We start from the raw sequence: 19,202 nt of genomic DNA, 5'->3' as shown, positions 1-19,202 counted from the left end.
TCTGCAATGTCCACTTCAACGCTGTCCTCGCTGCTGCCGCTGTTTGCGGCACTGCCTCTGATTCTCTCTGCGGTCACGGCTATTCTGCCGAAGCTGTGGATGCGCGCGACCATGGGCATCCTGGTGCCGACACTGTCGTCGCTGGCTGCGTTTTCGGTGATGTTCTATGTTGCCACCAACGGCCCGGTCGGCCACGGCGTGGGCGCTTACCCCGGCGGTATCGCCATTCCGTTCCTGGCGGACACGTTCTCCATGCTGATGCTGGGCGTAGCCGCCGCGGTGGTGGCCATTGGCAACTGGTTTGCCCACGTTGCCGGTGAGAACACCTCTCGCTTCTTCCCCTCCCTGACGCTGATGATGTTGGCCGGCATGTCGGGTGCTTTCCTGACTGCCGATCTGTTCAACTTCTTCGTGTTCATGGAGGTCATGCTGCTGCCCTCCTACGGCCTCATCGCTGTGACGGGTACGTGGCACCGCCTGGCTGCTGGCCGTAACTTCGTGCTGGTTAACCTGCTGACCTCCACGGTGCTGCTCATTGGTGTCACGCTGATTTATGGTTCGGCGGGCAATGTGAATATTGCCATGCTGGCGAATATGGCCAGCGAGGGCGGCCCTGGTGGCACGGGTGTTGTGGCACTGGGAATTGTCATCATTGCGCTGTGTGTGAAGGCTGGTCTGGTTCCGGCTCACACGTGGTTGCCGCGGACGTATCCGTCGACAAGCCCTGCGGTGATGGGCCTGTTTTCGGCGGTGCATACGAAGGTTGCGGTGTACATGCTGTTCCGCATTTACGTCGTGATTGTGGGGATGAACCCATCGTGGCACTGGCCCATCATTATCGTGATGGCAATCTCGATGCTGGTCGGCTCGTTTGCGGGTCTCGCCGAGACCACAATGCGTGAGGTGCTGGCGTACCAAATGGTCACGGGCATGCCGTTTATTCTCATCGTGCTGGCGTTTACGGATGCCAGCGATGGTGCCGAGGCGGCGCTGGCTGCGGGTATTTTCTACGCGGTGCACCACATGGTGACCGTCGGTGCTCTGATTCTGGGCTCCGGTGCGGTGGAAGAGACCTACGGTACCGGCACGCTCTCCAGGCTTTCGGGGCTGGCGCGTCGTGACCAGGCAGTTGCGTGGGTGATGGCGGCGATGAGCTTTTCCATTGTGGGCTTCCCGCCGTTTTCCGGTGTGTGGGGCAAGATTGGCATTGTCTTTGCGTCCGCCGCGACTGGCGATGCCCGTTCGATTGTCGCGATTGCGGCCATTATTATCGCCTCGCTGGGCTCGCTGCTGGCCATGATTCGCATGTGGCGCGCGGTCTTTTGGGGCCGGCCAATGCAGGGCGTGGATGAGTCCGTACGCGTGCCGGGTGCGCTGGTTGCGCCGTCTGCTGCGCTGGCGATTATCTCGGTGGCGATGTTCGTTGCCGTCGGCGCTGTCACGTGGGCAACTACGGGTGCGGCTGATGCGCTGCTGAATATCGACGGCTACCGTGAGGCCACGCTCGGCGGAGTCCAAAACGCCATCGGAGGTGTTTACTGATGAAGACTCTGCACATTATCCGCTATTCCCTCTGGCTGGTCTGGCAGGTCATTCTGGCTGCCACGGACGTGGTGACCGATACTCTGCGCCCGCGCCAGCAGCAGCGTCCGGTGCTTATTGGCCTGCCACTGCGTGTGCAGTCTGACCTGGAGGTCACGCTTTTTGCGGAGTCCATCACCATGACCCCGGGCACGCTGGTCTGTGGCGTGCGCGAGACGGCCAAGGGCAGGCTGTTTATTGTCCACGCCATCTTTGGCGCTGATCTGGACGCGCTGTATGACTCCCTCTATGACATGGAGGAGCATCTAAAGCCCAGCCTTCGCGGTACTGAGCGCCCGCAGGCGTTTGTCTTCGAGGAATATGACTCCAACCAGTTCATTGACCCGGATGCGGTCGTGGGCGTTGCCGCAGAGGTCGACCACGGTCTTCCGCTGCCGGAGGAGCTCCAGATCCGGGCATCTGAGAAAGGTAAAGGAGACCGCTCATGAACGACACCTTGATTAGTCCCGAAGTGGTCACTTTCATCGGCGGTGTCGGCGTGGCACTGTGCGCCATTGCGCTGCTGCTGGGCGTGGTGCTGATCTTCCGCGTTCCGGGCAACGTTTCGCGCGCAGTGCTTGCCGACGCAGCCTTCTACCCAATGGTCGGAGTGTTTCTGACTACGGCTCTGTTGCGAGCTACTGCAATCACGTTCGATATTGCGATGCTCGCCGGGTTGCTTGGCATTTTGTCCACTGTTGGTCTGTCGCGAGTGATTTCTCGCGGTCGCCGCTAGGGGGTTTTGAACTGCAATGACTATCGCATCATTCCTGGTAACCGCACTGTTTACAGTGCTTGTCCTAGGTGGGTCGTTCTACCTTCTGATCTCCGTGGTGGCGATGTGGCGTGCTAAGGATGCGCTCAGCCGCGTTAATAAGCTGTCCTCAGGCATCATGGTGGGAATTCCCGCGCTGGTGCTGGCCAACTTCGTGCTAGAGGCGGATTTAGGCATTCTGACGTGGGGAAAGTTCATTACCGGCATCATCGCGATTGTGGCCGTGCTGATTGTGGCCACGGTGGCCTCTGAGGTGCTGGGACGCGCCGTGCTCGGTGCCCGCGATGGTTCCGCCGAGGACTACGTACATAAGAAGAAGTAACAAACTCCTAACCGCGAGCTGCGAAAAGGCGCGCGGAAGGCCGGTAAGTAATACGGCTGTAATACAGGGGCGTAGGAACACTGATTTTCTCAGGTTTCTACGCCCCTCTTTCTTATGGCGGAGGCCCTAAAAGCACGGTGAATTCCCTGGCTGGGCCAATTGGCTACCCCTACTTTATACCCCCATTCTCACCTAGGCTTCCACCGTTCGCCTCGAACGCTACAAGCGTTACACTTTTTTCGCGTTTGTAATATTAAATTGGCGCGAATCAGTTTCAGCAACTAGACGATAAATATTATTTACCGCCCGTAACGGACACCGTTAGGGACACCTCTGTAAACTGCCTTCACATAAGCGCAGGTCTACCCCCAGGAATTTTTAGAGACGTGAAACCGCACACATGTAGTTACGCTCCTGTAACTAGTTTTTTGTGCAAGTTCGTCGCGGTAAACAGTCGGTTAAAAGAAGATAAGAGGGCGAAATTATTTCCAGGTTTTTCGCGTGACACTTTTCTCAACAATCATTTTCAACCCCAGCAGTTGACGGCGCCAACAGGCTGTTCAACAACTTAAACCATTGCACTGAGCAGAATCGTTGGTTAGATTTAGTTCCTGTGAGTTCGCCTAGAACGAGCTCAGGTTTTCTATCCACTCCTAAAAGTTAAGGATTCTTTCATGGCTTGCGCAGAGAACATTGCATGCATCGCTGGGGCTCTCCCGGAGATCACCATCGGCTCCCCGCTGCCGTCCTTCACCCAGTTCGCTGGTGGCGACATCAACTTCGCTAACGTTGGCGGCGACCTGAACCTCCCGTTCGGTCGTGACTTCCTTTCCATCACCACCACCGATGACCACTCCACCACCGACTCCCACGACGTCGAGGTTTCCGACTTCCTGAACCCGGAGACCGACGCTCACACCGAGGAGACCAAGTCCTTCGACTTCCTGAACCCGACTATCGACCTGAAGGGCCTCTCGGCTCTGTAAGCCTTCAGGCTTCCTGGCAGGCCATTGGTGCTGCCAATCCTTGACACGATAAACCGCTAGTCTTTCACTAAAGACTGCGGTTTATTGTCAAGTTAAAACTGATTTTCCTATATTCATCACTGTTTTAAGGAACACCAAACATGGACGTCACTCCAATTGTTGAGGTCCTGGAAGCAATGCCTTCCGGCCCGACCGTAAACGTCACCGTCGAGATCAACCCGACCATCGACGGCGACCTGACCCTGCTGCGTACCGGCGACTGGAACGCTCCGTTCGGTCGTGACTTCATGGACGTCACCTTCGAACGTGACCAGTCCACCCACAACGACTACTCGACTCACGTCACTGGCGTTAAGTCCGACAGCGCCGCTGAGTCCGTCGAAGAGGGCGAAGAGGCTGCTGCCGAGGCTAAGGAGCCAGCCTTCGGCTCTCCGTCGCTGCAGTTCCCGGATTCCCCGAGCCTGCCGACTTTCAAGGCCTAACGTAGCTAACGCTTAAGGTTGTTCCTTAACCGCCCGGAAACGGGCGGTGTGCAGGCAGCCGCAGGCCTGTGACTGTCGTGCACAGACAGAATTTTTAAAATTCAAAAGCGCTAGCCCCTCTTATGGTTCACACCATGTGAGGGGCTAGCGCTTTTCTGCGTCTAGAGCTTAACCAGCCGCCCTACTTCGTAGCCTCGAAGCGCTTCTGCACCTCAGCACCAAGCCACTCATCAACGTTGGTCCAGTACTGGTAGACGCGCTTTTCCACCTCCGGGGAGACCCCGGCCATAGCGCGGACAATGTTGCCTGCCAGACGGTCACGCTGTGCATCATCCATCACGTTGCGCACCAGGTCACCGGCCTGCGAGAAGTCATCATCCTCCGGGTGCTGCACATAGGCACCGGCGTAGAACTCCTCACCAACGGAATCCCACTGACCGTAGGTGGTGGCATCAACTTCGCCAGCGTGGTTGGAGTGAACCGGGCAACCAGCGGCTGCAGCAGCATCTGCGGAGTCAGCCTTCGGACCACGTCCAGCAACGTTGGAACCGTGAACCGGCAGAGACGGATCGGCGTAGTGGTAGGTGCCGTAGCCGTCCTGCGAGAAGGTGTTGACCGGGCACTTCGGCTGGTTGACCGGCAGCTGGTCGTGGTTGACACCCAGGCGGTAGCGCTGTGCGTCAGCGTAGGAGAATACGCGTGCCAGCAGCATCTTGTCCGGCGAGAAGCCAACGCCCGGAACCGTGTTGGACGGTGCGAATGCGGCCTGCTCGATCTCGGCGAAGAAGTTACGCGGGTTGCGGTTCAGGGTGAAGTGACCAACCGGAATCAGCGGGTAGTCCTTCTGCGACCAGGTCTTGGTCAGATCAAACGGGTTGATGTTGTACGATGCCGCGTCCTCGTACGGCATGATCTGAACCTTCAGGTCCCACGTTGGGTAGTCGCCGCGCTCGATGGCCTCGAACAGGTCCTGGCGGGAGTGGTCTGCATTCTGGCCAACCATTTCTGCTGCTTCCTCATCGGTGAGGAAGTCCCAGCCCTGGCGAGTCTTGAAGTGGTACTTCACCCAGAAGCGCTCGCCGTCCTTATTAATCCACTGATAGGTGTGAGAACCGAAGCCGTCCATATTGCGCCAAGTCTTCGGAATACCGCGGTCACCCATCAGGTAGGTCACCTGGTGCGCCGACTCCGGCGAGTTAGTCCAGAAATCCCACTGCATATTCGGATCACGCAAGCCCGAGTCCGGCAGACGCTTCTGGGAGTGGATGAAGTCCGGGAACTTAATGCCATCGCGGATAAAGAAGATTGGGGTGTTGTTACCCACGATGTCCAGGTTGCCCTCCGAGGTGTAGAACTTCAGAGCGAAGCCACGGACATCGCGCCAGCCATCCGGGGAGCCCTGCTCACCGGCGACAGTGGAGAAGCGAGCCAGCATGTCAGTGGTAGTTCCCGGCTGGAAGACAGCGGCCTTGGTGTACTTCGAGACATCCTCAGTAATCGTCAGCTCACCGAAGGCACCGCCACCCTTGGCGTGGACCACGCGCTCCGGAATGCGCTCCCGGTGGAAGTGTGCGAGCTTTTCCACCAAGTGCACGTCGGCAAGCGAAATTCCGCCCTGACGACCGCTGGTGACAGAGTGCTGCTCGGTGGGAACCGGCGCGCCGTTGAGGCGGGTTGTGGCCTCGTTTGCGCCGGTGTACTTGTTTTCTGGCTGATTGTTGGACATGGGGGTGAGGTTCCTCCTTTGGATTCGAAGGGAAAGCTAGGAGTTGTCGAAAAAGTCCGTTACAGACCGTGACACTCACCACCATACACGCTCAATTTGGTTTTATCTATTGGTTTTTTGTTTTTGATATAGGTTATCGATGTATTAGGTGCCCTTCGGCGAACTCCGCACGCCCTTGCAAGACCGCGCCCGCACTGGCCGGAATAATGGGCTTCACCCAGAACTTGATATGCTGAGCTGCATGAAGCAAGCGCCACTCGCCCCTAGCGACGAGTACATCACCGACCTGGCCCTCAAAGCCGGCCGCGGAGATCGCGCTGCCCTGACGGAGTTCGTCAAGCTCACACAGAAGGATGTTTGGCGGCTGGTCGCCCATCTGGGCGGGCCGGAAGCCGCCGATGATCTCACGCAGGAGACGTATCTGCGTGTCATGGGTTCACTCCCCCGCTTCGCCGCGCGTTCCTCGGCGCGCACGTGGTTGCTCTCGCTTGCACGTCGCGCGTGGGTGGATTCGGTGCGGCATGATTCGGCGCGGCCGAAGAAGTCCGCCGTCGAGGTCGAAAACACCGCGGACAATCTCAGCAGCGGCGACTCGTGGTCCGAGCTTGCCGATGCCCGCATGCTCCTCGAACAACTCCCCGAAGAACGCCGCGAGGCGCTCATCCTCACCCAGGTCCTCGGCTACTCCTACGCCGAAGCCGCCGAAATCACCGGGTGTCGCGTGGGCACCATTCGCTCCCGTGTCGCGCGCGCACGCAGGGAGCTGATTAGCGCGCTTAACGACGGCCCCAGCGACCGCGGCAACCACCGCGCGTCGTAAGGCTCTCGCGCTGCGCTCTAGTTTTGGCCGATCGCTCTAGATGCGACAAGGGAGCTGTCCACATTTCGTGAACAGCTCCTTTTTATTGGTGGCCTCTAGGTTATGGCTCGGACTTAGACTGAGCGCCTAGCCCCCTGCCTTTTGCCCTTGCCCTTGCCTTGCTGCGCGGCTTAGTCCTACTCCTTGTCCTTATTACCGCGTCGTGCGACGTACACACCTGCGGAGACAATGAGCAGACCAATCAGCGCCAAGATTCCCACACCGGCACCACCGGTCTTGGGGAGTTCGCCATTGGTGATGTCCGCAATCTGGATAGTCACCACATCCGGATCCGAGCCATCAGTAGGCGGAACGATCGACGCCGGGAAGCCGTTCTTCTGGTCTTGGAACTCGATATTGGCCTTACCATCCTCGCCGCGGGTCACCGAAAGCAGAATCGGCTCTGCCAACAATGAGTAGCCATCCGGAGAACGAGTCTCCACCAAGAAATACGTCTTGCCAGAAGTCACCGTCGCCGTACCAGACAAACCGTCCTTGGTCACATGAATGTCGGTACCTTCACCGGCTGGTTGCGGTGTTCCATCTGGGCCAATCATAGTGTCGAACAGCTTGAATGACGCATCCAGCTTTACTGCCTCGTCATTGAAATCCACCTTTTGCAGACGGATATCAATATCCGGCGACTCCGGCGGACACTCTGCTGTCGAGGTGTTGTTGTTCGGATCAGGATCAACTTCATTGCCGACAACCGTCGCTGTATTTGGGACGCAACGAGCAGGAGTATCACCAGCAACAGCAGCGGAGAACTCCAGCGCTGCGGACTCGTTAGCCTTCAATGCACCAAAGACAGCCTGGAAAGCCTTGCCCTGGTCAGACACAGTGACGTTCACATTGTGAGTGGAACTCAAGAACTGTACATCTGAGAGACCGGCCGGCAGTTGGTCAGTCAGGACAAAGCCCGACGAACCATCGGGGCCAAGGTTTGAAACCGTCGCACGCCACTTGAGACGCTTCGGCGTGACTGAATCGTCGATACCTAAGAACTCCTTGGTCACTTTAAGGTCCGTTTTCAGGGGAACTGTACCGTTACTAGTGCCGTCAGTGTTGTACGACTTAGGCACGTTGTTCTCGATGCTCACGAGCTCGAAGGTCGGGTTCGCTGAATCTGGATTGGTGACCTTGATACGCACACCGGTGGCGTTCGCGCCACTACTGCCAGTTCCGAATCCAAGGTCGCCGTTACCGTAGGTCCACGCTTTACCCCACTGCTTCCCAGCCTCAATGACCTTGCCGGTCGGGGTTCGCAAGTTGGAGATATCAAATTCTTGCTTAGCACCGTTGCGCAGATCGACTCGAATGAGCTTCACCTCGCCGGCGTTCCCGGCCCAGGCGCTCTTGATGCCCCAGGCGTACAGACCGTTGGAGAAGCTTTGGTCGCCGACCTTCTTGGGCAGGGACACAAAGTCCTCCGCGCGAAAGTTCGAATGCGCGTTGCTCAAATCGCCAGGGTTACCCCAGCGCACTGCTCCAGTGACGTGATCAATGTTGACCTTGTACAGCGCGCCACTACCGGACAGTGATCCGTTGCCGACCCAGAAGTCGCCGTTGCCGTCGATAAAGCCATTGGTCATGCCTCCCCAGAGGTCATTGGGCCAGGGCTGGTCGTACTTACCCGCGAAGGCATAGTCCGTGGAGTTCGGCTTGGTCACGCGCCCGAGGTTGAAGACCTCACCCGTGACGGGGTTGATCTGTAGCAGGTGACCGGCCGGGAAGCATGGATCCTCCAGCGGCAAGACATTCGTCTTCCACGAATAGCTATTTCCATCACCCGATGTGGCGTCGCTGACCAACTTGTTGTCGCCGATGCGTGCCTGCGAGATGGCATACAGCCAGTTATCGTCCGGGTTGTACGCCAGCGAGTTCATCACCCAGCCAGTCTCATTACCGATTGGTACGAACTGGTCCGCGCCCTGTTTCTGGTAGAACAGGCGCGTCGAGTAGCGCCCCTGCCCACTCGTCGGAGAGGATGCCACGTAGACGCGGTGGCCCTCCGCACGCTCCTGAGCAGTCAGCTCGCGCGCGGGTTGGCGCGGGGACACGGCGCGTCCGTTACCCATGTAAGGAATCGGGGCGCCAAGCGGGTTGCCTTCGCACCTCGTAGGCACCGGCTTGGCCTGACGGTAGAGCTTCACGGAGTTAAAGCCACAGGCCGTCGTCGGTCTCCCCATGGAAATCCGGACCGCTCGGGCTGCGGCGCCGTTGTTCGGGATCGGCTGGTTGAACTTAATCAGTAGTCGGGTGCCCTCAATGCTCAGGGTGTAGCTGCCCGGGCCCCTAGTCTGCATCCCAAATGTCGAACCCAGATTCAGGTCGCGGTACACCGATACGCTTAGCCTCGGATAGTCGCTGACTTTGCCGATGTTGGAGCCCATGTCCACGGACACCATCGACAGGTCTCCATTCAAGTACACCTTTTCATTACCCTGATCGTTAGCCCACTTCGTGATCATGCCGTAGCGGCCGCTCTCGCACTGAGTGCCGTAATTGAGCAGGTGAACATACCCGTCCACGCCCGTGGAGCTGACCTTCGGGATATTGGAGTCCTCGGTTCCTCCACCGAGAGTGCCCGTGTCCTTTCGCCACGGAGTGCCCGTATCCGGGTTGTCCTTATCAACGCCCCAAATCGTCAGCACGGAATCATCACACGCACCACCGTTTGCGCCGGGGATGAAGACGTGGAAGTCCGAGTACTGGTGGGGCGGGGCCTTGAGGGGGTTGTTGAAGATGATGAACAGGGAGTTGCCCTCGACGCGGGTGCTGAAATCTAACCCGTAGTAGAGGTTCATGAAACCAGAATTGTTGCCGGTGTTACCGAACTGCACGCGGAAACGCGGGTCATTGACATCGATTGCCGATGCATTGTTCAACTTGATTTCCAGCATGCTGACGTTCTGCGTGGCACCACTGTTGTTATCGCCGGTACGCCACCACTTCTTCAGGTAGGGAACCCCATCCTGAAAACCGCACAGATGGTCGGACTGCGGAAGCTTCACGGTCCCTTCCGGAGGGAACGCTGGCACGGGAGCCTTCGTACCATGAATGTCCATGCTTACCTTCGCACCCGCAGGGTCGAAGGAGAATGCAGAAATCAATTCGAAGCTAGCGCCGTCGGTCAGCTCAATCGACGGCACGCGCGCGCCATTGCGAACCGGGTAGAACTCGAACTCTAGATGGCCCAAATCATTGCGGATTACGTTCAATTCAGTGGAAGTTGGTTCGGTGAAACCATTGAGGTTGAACGTGAAATCGCGAGTAGTAAATCGTTGCCCCGGCTTTTCCAGACGAACAACGACCTTCTCGAAGGTCGACTTGCCCACAGCAGTCGCGGTCGACGAATACGGGCCACGACCAGAACCGGTGGTTTTCGTGTCCTTCAGCTCAATGCCGCCAACGCCTGTGATAGAGAAGTTCGGGTTCTCTGGATCCGGGTTTTGCGGCTCCGTGGGATCGGTCGGATCGGTGCTTCCGCATGGCTCCGCTGCGATATTGAACTCCCAGCGGGTCTGAGTACCTGCAGGGAACACATAACCATCCGCCGGCGTTGCGGTAACAACTACAGTGTCACCGTTGTCCTGACGGCTATAGATAACACCATCCACCTGCGGAATTGTCACCGTCTTCGGAACATCGCATTGACCAGAATCGGCCACGGTCGGCGCAGCAGGCGTCACCTCGGTCAGAGCGGGCGCTGCAGACTTGCCGTAGACGGTCATTTTAGGAAGCGGATTTTTCGGGTTGTAAGAGCCAATAACAAAACGGACTTCAGTACCGGCAGTGACCGGCACATCCGGAAGTACCGCTTCCCATCGGCCAACCGCGAAACTCCACTGCACCTGATCAGTGGAGTATTTCTGAGAGCCCACCTCGATGCGGGCACCACTCTGAATCGGATCTGTCGGCTTAATCAGCTTCGGCTCTTCCAACACTATCTTGTTGATTGTGCCTGACTTATTGACCGTTATGTTGTATGACCGCTTGTAATCGGAGGTCATCGTATCCGGGACAAATGCCGTCCCAGAATCCTCCCACGCAGTCTGCGCATCCGCCTTCGGTGCTGACAGCACGGACCCCGACGGAGCAAGCCCCGGCAGAATCAGAGCAAAAACAAGCACGAGTGCAAAAGCAGTGCGTATAGCTGCGCCGACAGAATTCTCCTGCCATACAGAACGCAGTGTCTTTAACGAAATTGTGTTTCGCATGTTCTGCCGTTATCCTTTACGATTCTTTCGCTGAGCGGTAACAATGATTGCCACGCCGCCACCAATAAGCATCGCGGCGATGCCAGCAAGTCCGAGTGCTTGAACACCGGTGATTGCCAGTGGGCCCTTAGACTCCGAGCTACCCGAAGTTCCCGGAACACCAGACTGCCCCGAGGTTCCCGGGGTGCCTGGCTGAGTGGGAGTTGTTGGAGTTCCGGGTGTACCTGGAATACCTGGGATCCCCGGCGTCGGAGGCTTTCCTGGAGTTGTAGTCACCGGTGGAACGCCAGGAACCGTCGGCGGCACACCTGGGGTCGTCGGTGGCACACCCGGAGTTGTTGGAGGCACGTCCGGAGTGGTCGGTGGCGGAGTTCCCGGCTTATGAGATTTCGCCACTACCACGCCTTCGACAGGGTTTGGATTATTCGTCACAGTGTAGAAAGGCACGGCAACGAGGAAGGAGTTAATCTCTCGGTAGTTGCCATCAGGAGCGGTGGAACTCACCAAATAAACGCCTGGCTCAAGATTGCTGAAACGAACGGTACCGTTGTCATCCGTCACTGCGGAGTAATGCAGGTTCTTCGACCAATCCTGAATCTCAGCAATCGAAGCCTTCTCCACGCGAGCCTTATCGGCCGGAACCCGCGGGTCAATACCGGACAGTCGGTTCAGGTGAATGGTCACACCGCTAATAGAACCGGTGACTCCGGAGTGCTCATCATCCGGATTGCCTTGCGAGAGCGTAATGCTCAAGCTATCGGTCCCAGCCGTCTGTCCAGCAGCCACCGAATCGGCATCGCCGACGATCCTTGCCGCCTGCGCGGTACCGAGACCGATACCGGTGAAAGCGCATGCAGCAATAAGGCCGGATGCTAGGGACTTGCCAAGAATCTGGCTATTGCAATGTTTAATCATCTTCACGCTCCCACCAGGACGTTTGATCGTCGTTAGGCTCTTGCGGTGCTTCTGACTGTTCGTCGGAGTCCGCAGCGGTTTCTTCGGTGCTTTCCTCGGCACTTTCGTCGACGTTGTCGTCAGACTCAGAGTTGTTGTCGACCTCATCGGTCTCATCAGCCTTCTTCTTCTGACGCCACAGCCACCAACCGAGACCAGCACCAACCAGCACGGCTGCTGCAACTAGGGCGTACATCCACCACTGCCAACCAGGGCCGTGGGTCTGGTCCAGAATTGCAGCATCGTTTTCATCCATCGGAACTTGGTGACCACGCACCAGCAGACGATGAGTATTAATGCCATACGGAGTACACGTAATCAGGGTGATGTAGTCCTTACCAGCGACCGGGCGCAGGCCTTCGGTCTCGTTTGGCAGGACGACCTTGATCTGGTCAACGACATACTTCAACTTATGGCCCGTGACCTGGACATAGAAGGCATCGCCTTCCTTGACCTTCGACAGGTTGTCAAACAGCGTCGCATTCGACAGGCCGGTATGACCAGTAATGACGGAGTGAGTTCCCTCGCCCCCGACCGGAAGATCCGAACCGTAGAGGTGGCCAAGCCCCTTCTGCAGAGTCTTGTCTTCAGTACCGTGGTAGACCGGCAAGTCCACCTTGATGCTCGGAATTACCAGACGCGCCATCGCATCAGTTTCCGACAGCTCCTTCAGATAGGCCGCGTACTCAGCGTTGCCGTCGTCAATGCGAGCCAACCACGGGTCCAGAATCGGGCCGGTGTTGCGGTTTTCGTTGTAGGCGTGCGCGGAATCCCACTGCGTGTCCAGCACTTCCTGTGGAACGCCCTTCTCCAGCTTCGCGTATTCTTCCGCAGCCTTCGTCGTACCGTGGTTGTTCCACACAGTGGAAATCACCGGGTACAGCATCACGAGCATGCCGAGCACCACAATCAGCGCCGGCAGCAGCAGTGAATTCTTCTTCGGCTGCCTGTGCTTACCGGCTTCCGGCTTCTCAACCTGAGCCTCGTCCCCCATCTGAGACGCGGACATTGGGTTCACAGCTTTACTCCATAGAAATGTATCTACCGATTGACGAACCCGACCGCCTCATTCGGGAACCGCGGTCACAAGGCTCGAGGAAAAATCTGGTAGCTCTTTTGGCTTAACGACGTTCATAGTTCTTTAAGCCACAACAAGCAGGGTGCGCAACGCACACCCTGCTTGCTACCGGGCAGCTACTTTCCCGGTCGGGTCACCGTCACCTATGACGGTGACCCGGTTGTCAGCAAGCTTTCGAGTTTGCGGATTCTCGCTGACTTTTCAGTCCGTTACGGACTTAGTTCTTGGAACCGCGACGTGCGAACCAAGCACCGGCAGCCACAATTGCGGCACCGATAGCAGCCAGGATGCCAACACCGGCACCACCGGTCATCGGCAGATTCGGGGTGGTGTCGTCGGTGTTAACGACCTCGCCCGGGTTAGGACCAACCTGAACGGAAGCCAGCTCGTAGACGCGCTCCGGGTCGGTGGAGGTAGCAACCAGCTTGAACTCGAGAGCCTCCGGCAGCAGCTCCTTGCCCTTCGGAGCCTTGGTCTCAATCAGGCAGTAGTGCGACTGCTCAGCGTCGGTAACCACAGCGTTGTCTTCGAAGTCGTTAACATGCAGGCCGGTGACCTTGACAATGCCGTCCTGGCCAGAAACGAAGGTGGTCTTAACCTCACCGTTCTGCTGACCGTTTACCGGAGTCCAGGAGGTTGCAGCGGTCGTATCGATGTCGGAGCAGCTAAGGCCAGCATCCTGACGGACGATTTGGAACTCAGCACCTTCCAGTGCGTTGCCCTGGCCGTCGACCTTCTTGAACTGCAGGCCACCCCAGTAGGTCTTGACTTCCGGAGTTTCCTTCGGGGTCTGATTCTCAGTGCCATCCGGGTTGTTCTGGAAGACCAGACCCTTATTCGGTGCGATGTCGGTAGCGTTCTGGAATTCAGCCTTCAGCTTGGTGGTAATGGTGACGACAACCTTGTCACCGGCCGCCAGAGACTTCGCAACATCCGAGTTCAGGTCGACATCGACGTTGTTACCCTCGAAGAACTTGCCGTCCTTGTCGTTCTCTGCGGTCAGAGCCTGGTCGGCAGAGCCATCGGCCTTGACAATCTTGACCTCTACGCCGGTAACCTCCAGCTTCGGGTCAATCTGGTCAGTGATCTGGAACTGGGTGCGTTCCGTGTTCGGCTTCAGCTGGCGAGCTGTACCGGTGACCGTGTAGACGAGATTCTCATCGCCAGCGTTCTGATCCTTATCGGAAACAGTCTTGGTCGGCTCTTCGTCCTTGTAGTTCTTCGGGAACGCATGGACATCATAGTTCCAGGTAGCGCCCTGAGTTTCATTTCCGACCTGACCATTGCTGGTCATCGGAACGAATGCAATGAACGGAACAGCCGGGTCGTAGCCCTCCTTTGGAGTGGTCTCAACCACGAGGTACGCGCCGAGGTCAAGATTCTCGGAGACAACCCACTTGCCATCAGCATCGGTGGTGCCCTTAGCAACCTCAGTCAGAACGCCATTATCAATCAGTTCCTGGGTTGCCTGGGTACCAGTAGCAAACTGACCTGCGGTCAGCTTGGAGGCAGCCAGCAGACCCTCGTTGGTGGTGACGTTGATATCGGTAGCACCGTCAGCGGTCTTATTGATCTGGTACACGGTGAAGCCAACACCCTGAAGTGCCTCGCCACCGTTAGCCTTAACGTCGTTGACATCGGCCTCAGTGCCCGACGGCTGTCCCTCATTGATCGGGTTACCGAACTTGTGAATAGTCAGCGCACCCTTGGCATCCTTGTTCACCAGCGGAGAATCGCCAGCAGCCTGATTAATAGCAGTGTCCTGCGCAATAGCAGCTGGAGCAGAGATACCCATGGACAGGCCGACGATAGCAGCGAACGTCACGGAGCGAGCCGTACGAGAAAACTTGTTCACGCGAAAAGTCCTTTTCAGTGCAAGCAAACGAAGGATTTCTTCGCCTGCGAGTTACTTGACCCAAGCCACCGCCGCGCCTGAACCTTTCAGAACGGCGTTCCCGGCGACCCATTTCTTAGGCAACGCTCAGGGAACTATCCCGGATCACTCATAACAATAGCCATAACGAGTTAGTCCGCAAACCAGAAACTCATACTCTTGCACCACTTCGAACAATGCGCGATTAGCTATCAATAAGCACATAGTTGACCACTTGCAGCATTTACGCTGGTCAAATATATTGAACGGCTTTTACTTACCCAGTAAAAGCAGCTCAATGTGGGTTTGATTACATCTTCAAGAGATGGTTGAAATTTACCCCATAAATCGCCATTGTCGACACCTATCAGAGCATTGGGCACACGAACTTGCAGGTTAAAGGCGTATGGACACACCACTTCAGGCCTCAGGCATTAAATCCCGTCGGCCACCTCACCGACCCATCACCACCCAGCAGGCATCATCACAAAGAAGCGATATTCACACTTAAGACGATTACACAATCCTAATCAGTGACTACCACCTTGAAGGTTTAGTCCTACTTTTAACCCCGCATGTTCACCACTCAGTATCCTCACAGTAAAACTGTTTATTAATGTCGAGAACTCACTATCATAAATAAGCGAATCGCATATTTTAGTAGTTCATTATTCACTAATATTCGCAGTTATTAGCATTTAGACATTTTCAAACACGACAACCACAACGAGTCACCCCTACAAGCGAAAGTAGCCGCATCGTCGCTGGTCATCTAGCTATTCACATATACGCCCAATTGAGTGACGCCAAATTAGGTGCCCTTATTTTAGGACGCTAACAACTGATTTAGCCTCACCGGCCAGGGGAAATCATTTTACGTTGTTCACGTCACGCCCACCCCGCTTAGTGGTAGCCATTTAGCCACCTTTGGTTATTCCAACATTCAACTTTTGGCCATACTCCTAGTAAAGCCTTCGATTTAATCGATTAAGAATACGCTTTCCTGCAGGCCAAAGCAGTAAATGTAGTTACTTGATGTGGCTACATCCCGCTGAAGGAGCACCTACGTCACCGTGTAGCCGCGGTCGCTGAGGCCGTCGTAAAGCGTGTGCAGACGGCGATGAAGATAAAGAAAACGCGCCTTGGCGGGCACATGCCGTTACAGCACGTACCACGCCGAGGCGCGTATGAACTGGGACTATGCCTTAGAGCACTGCCCAAAAGCGAATGTCATCGTAGCCGTTGAGCTTCAACACATCCGTAATCTGATCGACCTTCTGCTGGCCTTCGTCAGTCATACCGTCGGGCAGAATCTGAACCTCGGCACTGTGGTCGCCAGTGAATTTAATGTTGACGTAGTCCTTGCCGTCGGCGGCCTCCAGATTGGTGACGAACCGGTCAACAGCTGCCTTACCCGTGTGCAGAATCGAACGCTGCGCCTGGTGGGTCGTTGCGGTGTCGTTAGCGGCTCCGACTGGGGTCGCGCCTGCATTGGCGGCGATGAAAATCGGGATAGCGAAAACGATAGGGGTCAGTGCCCACCCTGCGAACCTGATGAACTTCTGCATTGTGTGCGCCTTCCTCCCCGCTTGCGCGGGGCGTTATGGATTGAGATTTTGGACTGAACTGCGGATTAGCGCACTGGGTCAGCCTCGACAATGATGTTGTCCGAGTAGCCAAGGCTGCCGCCGACGTACTCACCACCACAGGTGATCAACACCAGGCGGTTTTCGCCCTTAGCGTCATTGACGGACTCAGGCATATCGGCGCCCTTGACCACGTGAACTGGATCCTTGCTGACCGTGAAATCACGGTCCTCACCATTGACCTTCACAGTCACGGTGTCACCAACCTTCAGGTCAGCAAACCGAGCTGCGTAGCCTTCGCCCTGGTCAGCGGCATTGACATGACCGGTAATGACGGAAGAACCTGACGGCCCCTCCGCACCCGGAATTGCCGATGCCGCGTACCAACCGAGGCGAGAAACATCCGTCGGCGGGATAAGAGATCCCTGATCAGTTAATTGGACGAGATCAACCGGAGCGGACTTACCATCAATTTCCACTTCCATGCTCTGCACGGAATCGCGGGTTCCCTGAGCCGGCGCCGGAATGTGCTCCTGCGCACCCTCCAGAGAGCTGGATGGCTTGTCATCCTTACCTGTCAGCGTGAGCAACAGGACGATGATGAGCACCACAACAACCGCGCCAATGATGAACGGCGGACGCTTCCACCACGGGGTCTCTCCCGCCGGAGCTGCGTGCTTGCCGGACTTGGTGGCTGACTCCTCCGAGGTGGACTCGGTGGTATCAGCGTCGTCAGCGTTGCCGTCGGTGCCGTCGGCGTTGCCGTCCTCGTGGGCAGCGTCGGTGACGGCTTCGCCATCGGGAAGACCGTCGCGGTCGTTGCCATTGGCGCTATCGCCGTTGAGGGCATCACCATTAGGGACATCGCCCTGGCGGGCTTCGTCGTGACGGGCTTCGTCGTCCGAATTAAACTGATCGCTCATTGAATCTCCAATTTCTTAAGCCACTCGCGGCATAGCGTGAGCATCCCCACCGGTCGAGCCGGAAGGAACGGACTTAATGGTCTGACGACCGGCGTTCGGAGCCAGTGCCTTACCGTGATCCTCAACATCGTTCTGGCCAGTACCACCGATGATGGTGACGTTCTGGTTGTTCTGGCCAATAGTCTTGTCAAGGTTGTTGTTAGTGGTGTTGCCAGACTTGCCCGGCTTGTTCGGCTGACCGTTGTCGGCACCATTGTCGGTGCCGTTGTCGTTCGGCTGACCGTTGTCGGAACCGTTGTCATTCGGCTGACCGTTGTCGCTCGGCTGCTCCGGAGTCTTGCCATCGGTGACGGTCTGAGCTTCATCGTTGATGTCGTGGTGGACAGCAACAGTCTTACCGTCAACGTCAGTCAAGGTCTCGAAGACAACCTGGGTGGCGCACTGATCATCAGTGATGACGATCGGGACATCGATGCTGCCTGCCGACGTAGTCGGGACGAACTGCATCGTGCCAACTGCACCGGTGCTCTTACCGGTGTCCTTGCACATCAGCTCACCAGTCAGCTCGTACTTGGTGCCCGGCTTCAGACCAGTGAAGTGAACAGTGTCGATGACAACTGCACCCTTCTCGACCATTGCCTTACCAGCGATACCAGCGGAAGTCTCGATAGACGGCTTCTCGCTCGGCTGGCCCGGCTTACCTGGCTTGCCCGGCTGACCAGGCTCGGTCGTCGGAGTCTCGCTCGGCTTGTCGGTCGGCTCGGTTGGCTCGGTCGACGGGGTCTCACTCGGCTGGTCAGACGGCTCCGTCGTGTCCGTGGAGTCAGTCGGCTCAGTGGTCTTCTCGGTGGTCTGCTCCGTCGATGGAGTCTCGCTCGGCTCCTTCTCTCCGCCCGGGTTCGGAGTCGGCTCGGTCGTGGACGTGGTCGGCTCCGTCGTCTCGGTAGTGGTCGAGGTTTCGTCGGTCGGCTGTTCAGGTTCCGTGGTTTCCGGAGTCTCCGGAGTCTCCGGGACATCGCCGGTCACAGTCTGGTTGGCGTCGTTGATGTCCTCGTGGTTGGCAATCTCCTTGGAGGTGCCTTCCTCATTCACCGAGCCATCCTTGTTGACCTGGGTCGACGTCAGTTTCTCAAAGGCCACAGCCTCTGCAACAGGCTTGTCGACGTTCTTGTTAACCGTAATGACCACATCAACCTTGCCGCTGGAAGTAGTCGGCGTGAAGCTGACTGCACCGCGACCAATAACATCGCCGGTTTCCTTATTAATCAAGGAAGCGTCCAGCGTGTACTCAGCGCCCGGAACCAGGTCCTCGTAAGTGACGGTGTCAGTGACCTCGGCACCGGCAACGATTTCGTTGCCCTCCAGCTCTGCCACCGTCTTGATGGACGGGTTCAGCGGAGTCGGCTCCTCAGACGGTTCCGAGGTGCGCTCGGTCGTCGTCTCAGTAGTCTCCTCGGAAGTGGTTTCCTCCGTGGTGGACTCAGAAGGCTGGGTAGTCTTCTCGGTCGTCTCCTCGGAAGTAGTCTCCTCCGTGGTGGACTCGGACGGCTGGGTCGACGGTTCCGTCGACTCGCCCGGCTTACCCGGCGTAGTAGTCGGGGTCTGCGGAGTCTCACCGGTTACGGTCTGAGCCTTGTCGTTGATGTCCTTATGCTCAGCGATGACAGTGTTTTCACCAGTCTCGTTTGCCGAACCATCCTTATTGACCTGGGCCGAAGTCAAAGTCTCAAAGGCAACAGCAGAAGCAACCGGCACATCAGAGGTCACGGCAATCTCAACGACTGCAGTCCCCTCAGAAGCCTCGGCAGTAAAGGTCAGCTGACCGGTGCCAACAATG

Annotated in this window: 15 protein-coding genes; 7 read left to right on the top strand and 8 right to left on the bottom strand. The window is 57.1% G+C overall.

Annotated elements, in window-relative coordinates; all coding sequences use genetic code 11:
* The first annotated feature begins 6 nt into the window (after positions 1 to 6).
* The 6 genes from Q4E11_RS09485 (at position 7) to Q4E11_RS09460 (ending at position 4,146) form a co-directional block, all read left to right on the top strand.
* Positions 7 to 1,542 carry a monovalent cation/H+ antiporter subunit D family protein gene (locus Q4E11_RS09485; RefSeq protein WP_303165391.1) on the top strand — a complete coding sequence of 512 codons (1,536 nt, stop codon included), beginning with the start codon at positions 7 to 9 and terminating at the stop codon, positions 1,540 to 1,542.
* Positions 1,542 to 2,030 (top strand): Na+/H+ antiporter subunit E, encoded by a 489-nt coding sequence (locus Q4E11_RS09480; protein ID WP_303165390.1) that lies wholly within the window; start codon positions 1,542 to 1,544, stop codon positions 2,028 to 2,030. Before Q4E11_RS09485 ends, Q4E11_RS09480 begins: the two co-directional genes overlap by 1 nt.
* Positions 2,027 to 2,317, top strand: coding sequence for an MnhF protein (locus Q4E11_RS09475; protein WP_303165389.1), 291 nt, complete (start codon positions 2,027 to 2,029; stop codon positions 2,315 to 2,317). The genes Q4E11_RS09480 and Q4E11_RS09475 overlap by 4 nt, the downstream gene beginning before the upstream one ends.
* A gap of 16 nt (positions 2,318 to 2,333) precedes the next feature.
* Positions 2,334 to 2,678, top strand: coding sequence for a monovalent cation/H(+) antiporter subunit G (locus Q4E11_RS09470; protein WP_303165388.1), 345 nt, complete (start codon positions 2,334 to 2,336; stop codon positions 2,676 to 2,678).
* A gap of 674 nt (positions 2,679 to 3,352) precedes the next feature.
* Positions 3,353 to 3,664, top strand: coding sequence for a hypothetical protein (locus Q4E11_RS09465; protein WP_303165387.1), 312 nt, complete (start codon positions 3,353 to 3,355; stop codon positions 3,662 to 3,664).
* Positions 3,665 to 3,804: 140 nt separating this feature from the next.
* The gene (locus Q4E11_RS09460; protein WP_303165386.1) at positions 3,805 to 4,146 is read left to right on the top strand and encodes a hypothetical protein; all 342 of its coding nucleotides are present in this window, start codon (positions 3,805 to 3,807) and stop codon (positions 4,144 to 4,146) included.
* A gap of 181 nt (positions 4,147 to 4,327) precedes the next feature.
* On the opposite strand, the gene Q4E11_RS09455 is transcribed toward Q4E11_RS09460, so the two are convergent.
* Positions 4,328 to 5,872: a catalase gene (locus Q4E11_RS09455; protein ID WP_303165385.1), complete on the bottom strand. Its 1,545-nt coding sequence runs from the start codon at positions 5,870 to 5,872 to the stop codon at positions 4,328 to 4,330.
* 241 nt (positions 5,873 to 6,113) lie between these two features.
* Between Q4E11_RS09455 and Q4E11_RS09450 the strand changes: the two genes are divergently transcribed.
* Positions 6,114 to 6,692 carry an RNA polymerase sigma factor gene (locus Q4E11_RS09450; protein ID WP_303165384.1) on the top strand — a complete coding sequence of 193 codons (579 nt, stop codon included), beginning with the start codon at positions 6,114 to 6,116 and terminating at the stop codon, positions 6,690 to 6,692.
* Between the two features lie 176 nt (positions 6,693 to 6,868).
* On the opposite strand, the gene Q4E11_RS09445 is transcribed toward Q4E11_RS09450, so the two are convergent.
* The 7 genes from Q4E11_RS09445 to Q4E11_RS09415 all read right to left on the bottom strand — a co-directional run.
* The gene (locus Q4E11_RS09445) at positions 6,869 to 10,951 is read right to left on the bottom strand and encodes an LPXTG cell wall anchor domain-containing protein (RefSeq protein ID WP_303165383.1); all 4,083 of its coding nucleotides are present in this window, start codon (positions 10,949 to 10,951) and stop codon (positions 6,869 to 6,871) included.
* 9 nt (positions 10,952 to 10,960) lie between these two features.
* Positions 10,961 to 11,866, bottom strand: a complete 906-nt coding sequence (locus Q4E11_RS09440) for a SpaA isopeptide-forming pilin-related protein (RefSeq protein WP_303165382.1) — start codon at positions 11,864 to 11,866, stop codon at positions 10,961 to 10,963.
* Positions 11,859 to 12,899: a class C sortase gene (locus Q4E11_RS09435; RefSeq protein ID WP_303165417.1), complete on the bottom strand. Its 1,041-nt coding sequence runs from the start codon at positions 12,897 to 12,899 to the stop codon at positions 11,859 to 11,861. The genes Q4E11_RS09440 and Q4E11_RS09435 overlap by 8 nt, the downstream gene beginning before the upstream one ends.
* 301 nt (positions 12,900 to 13,200) lie before the next feature.
* Positions 13,201 to 14,838, bottom strand: coding sequence for a SpaH/EbpB family LPXTG-anchored major pilin (locus Q4E11_RS09430; protein WP_303165381.1), 1,638 nt, complete (start codon positions 14,836 to 14,838; stop codon positions 13,201 to 13,203).
* 1,223 nt (positions 14,839 to 16,061) lie between these two features.
* On the bottom strand, positions 16,062 to 16,424 hold the full coding sequence (locus Q4E11_RS09425; protein ID WP_303165380.1) for a hypothetical protein: 363 nt from the start codon (positions 16,422 to 16,424) through the stop codon (positions 16,062 to 16,064).
* 65 nt (positions 16,425 to 16,489) lie between these two features.
* Positions 16,490 to 17,365 carry a class F sortase gene (locus Q4E11_RS09420; RefSeq protein WP_303165379.1) on the bottom strand — a complete coding sequence of 292 codons (876 nt, stop codon included), beginning with the start codon at positions 17,363 to 17,365 and terminating at the stop codon, positions 16,490 to 16,492.
* Between the two features lie 15 nt (positions 17,366 to 17,380).
* Positions 17,381 to 19,202 (bottom strand): VaFE repeat-containing surface-anchored protein (locus Q4E11_RS09415; protein WP_303165378.1); only part of this gene is annotated, 1,822 nt, incomplete at its 5' end.

The organism is Corynebacterium sp., from assembly GCF_030532195.1.
Lineage (GTDB): Bacteria > Actinomycetota > Actinomycetes > Mycobacteriales > Mycobacteriaceae > Corynebacterium.
Note: the sequence above shows the minus strand (reverse complement) of the source record. Positions and strands in the feature narration are given on the sequence as shown.

Bases quoted from the DNA above. Each gene is read 5' to 3' on its own strand.
- Q4E11_RS09480 (WP_303165390.1), top strand. From the start codon at position 1,542: ATGAAGACTCTGCACATTATCCGCTATTCCCTCTGGCTGGTCTGGCAG.
- Q4E11_RS09470 (WP_303165388.1), top strand. From the start codon at position 2,334: ATGACTATCGCATCATTCCTGGTAACCGCACTGTTTACAGTGCTTGTC.
- Q4E11_RS09445 (WP_303165383.1), bottom strand. From the start codon at position 10,951: ATGCGAAACACAATTTCGTTAAAGACACTGCGTTCTGTATGGCAGGAG.
- Q4E11_RS09460 (WP_303165386.1), top strand. From the start codon at position 3,805: ATGGACGTCACTCCAATTGTTGAGGTCCTGGAAGCAATGCCTTCCGGC.
- Q4E11_RS09485 (WP_303165391.1), top strand. From the start codon at position 7: ATGTCCACTTCAACGCTGTCCTCGCTGCTGCCGCTGTTTGCGGCACTG.
- Q4E11_RS09440 (WP_303165382.1), bottom strand. From the start codon at position 11,866: ATGATTAAACATTGCAATAGCCAGATTCTTGGCAAGTCCCTAGCATCC.
- Q4E11_RS09425 (WP_303165380.1), bottom strand. From the start codon at position 16,424: ATGCAGAAGTTCATCAGGTTCGCAGGGTGGGCACTGACCCCTATCGTT.
- Q4E11_RS09420 (WP_303165379.1), bottom strand. From the start codon at position 17,365: ATGAGCGATCAGTTTAATTCGGACGACGAAGCCCGTCACGACGAAGCC.
- Q4E11_RS09455 (WP_303165385.1), bottom strand. From the start codon at position 5,872: ATGTCCAACAATCAGCCAGAAAACAAGTACACCGGCGCAAACGAGGCC.
- Q4E11_RS09435 (WP_303165417.1), bottom strand. From the start codon at position 12,899: ATGGGGGACGAGGCTCAGGTTGAGAAGCCGGAAGCCGGTAAGCACAGG.
- Q4E11_RS09450 (WP_303165384.1), top strand. From the start codon at position 6,114: ATGAAGCAAGCGCCACTCGCCCCTAGCGACGAGTACATCACCGACCTG.
- Q4E11_RS09465 (WP_303165387.1), top strand. From the start codon at position 3,353: ATGGCTTGCGCAGAGAACATTGCATGCATCGCTGGGGCTCTCCCGGAG.
- Q4E11_RS09475 (WP_303165389.1), top strand. From the start codon at position 2,027: ATGAACGACACCTTGATTAGTCCCGAAGTGGTCACTTTCATCGGCGGT.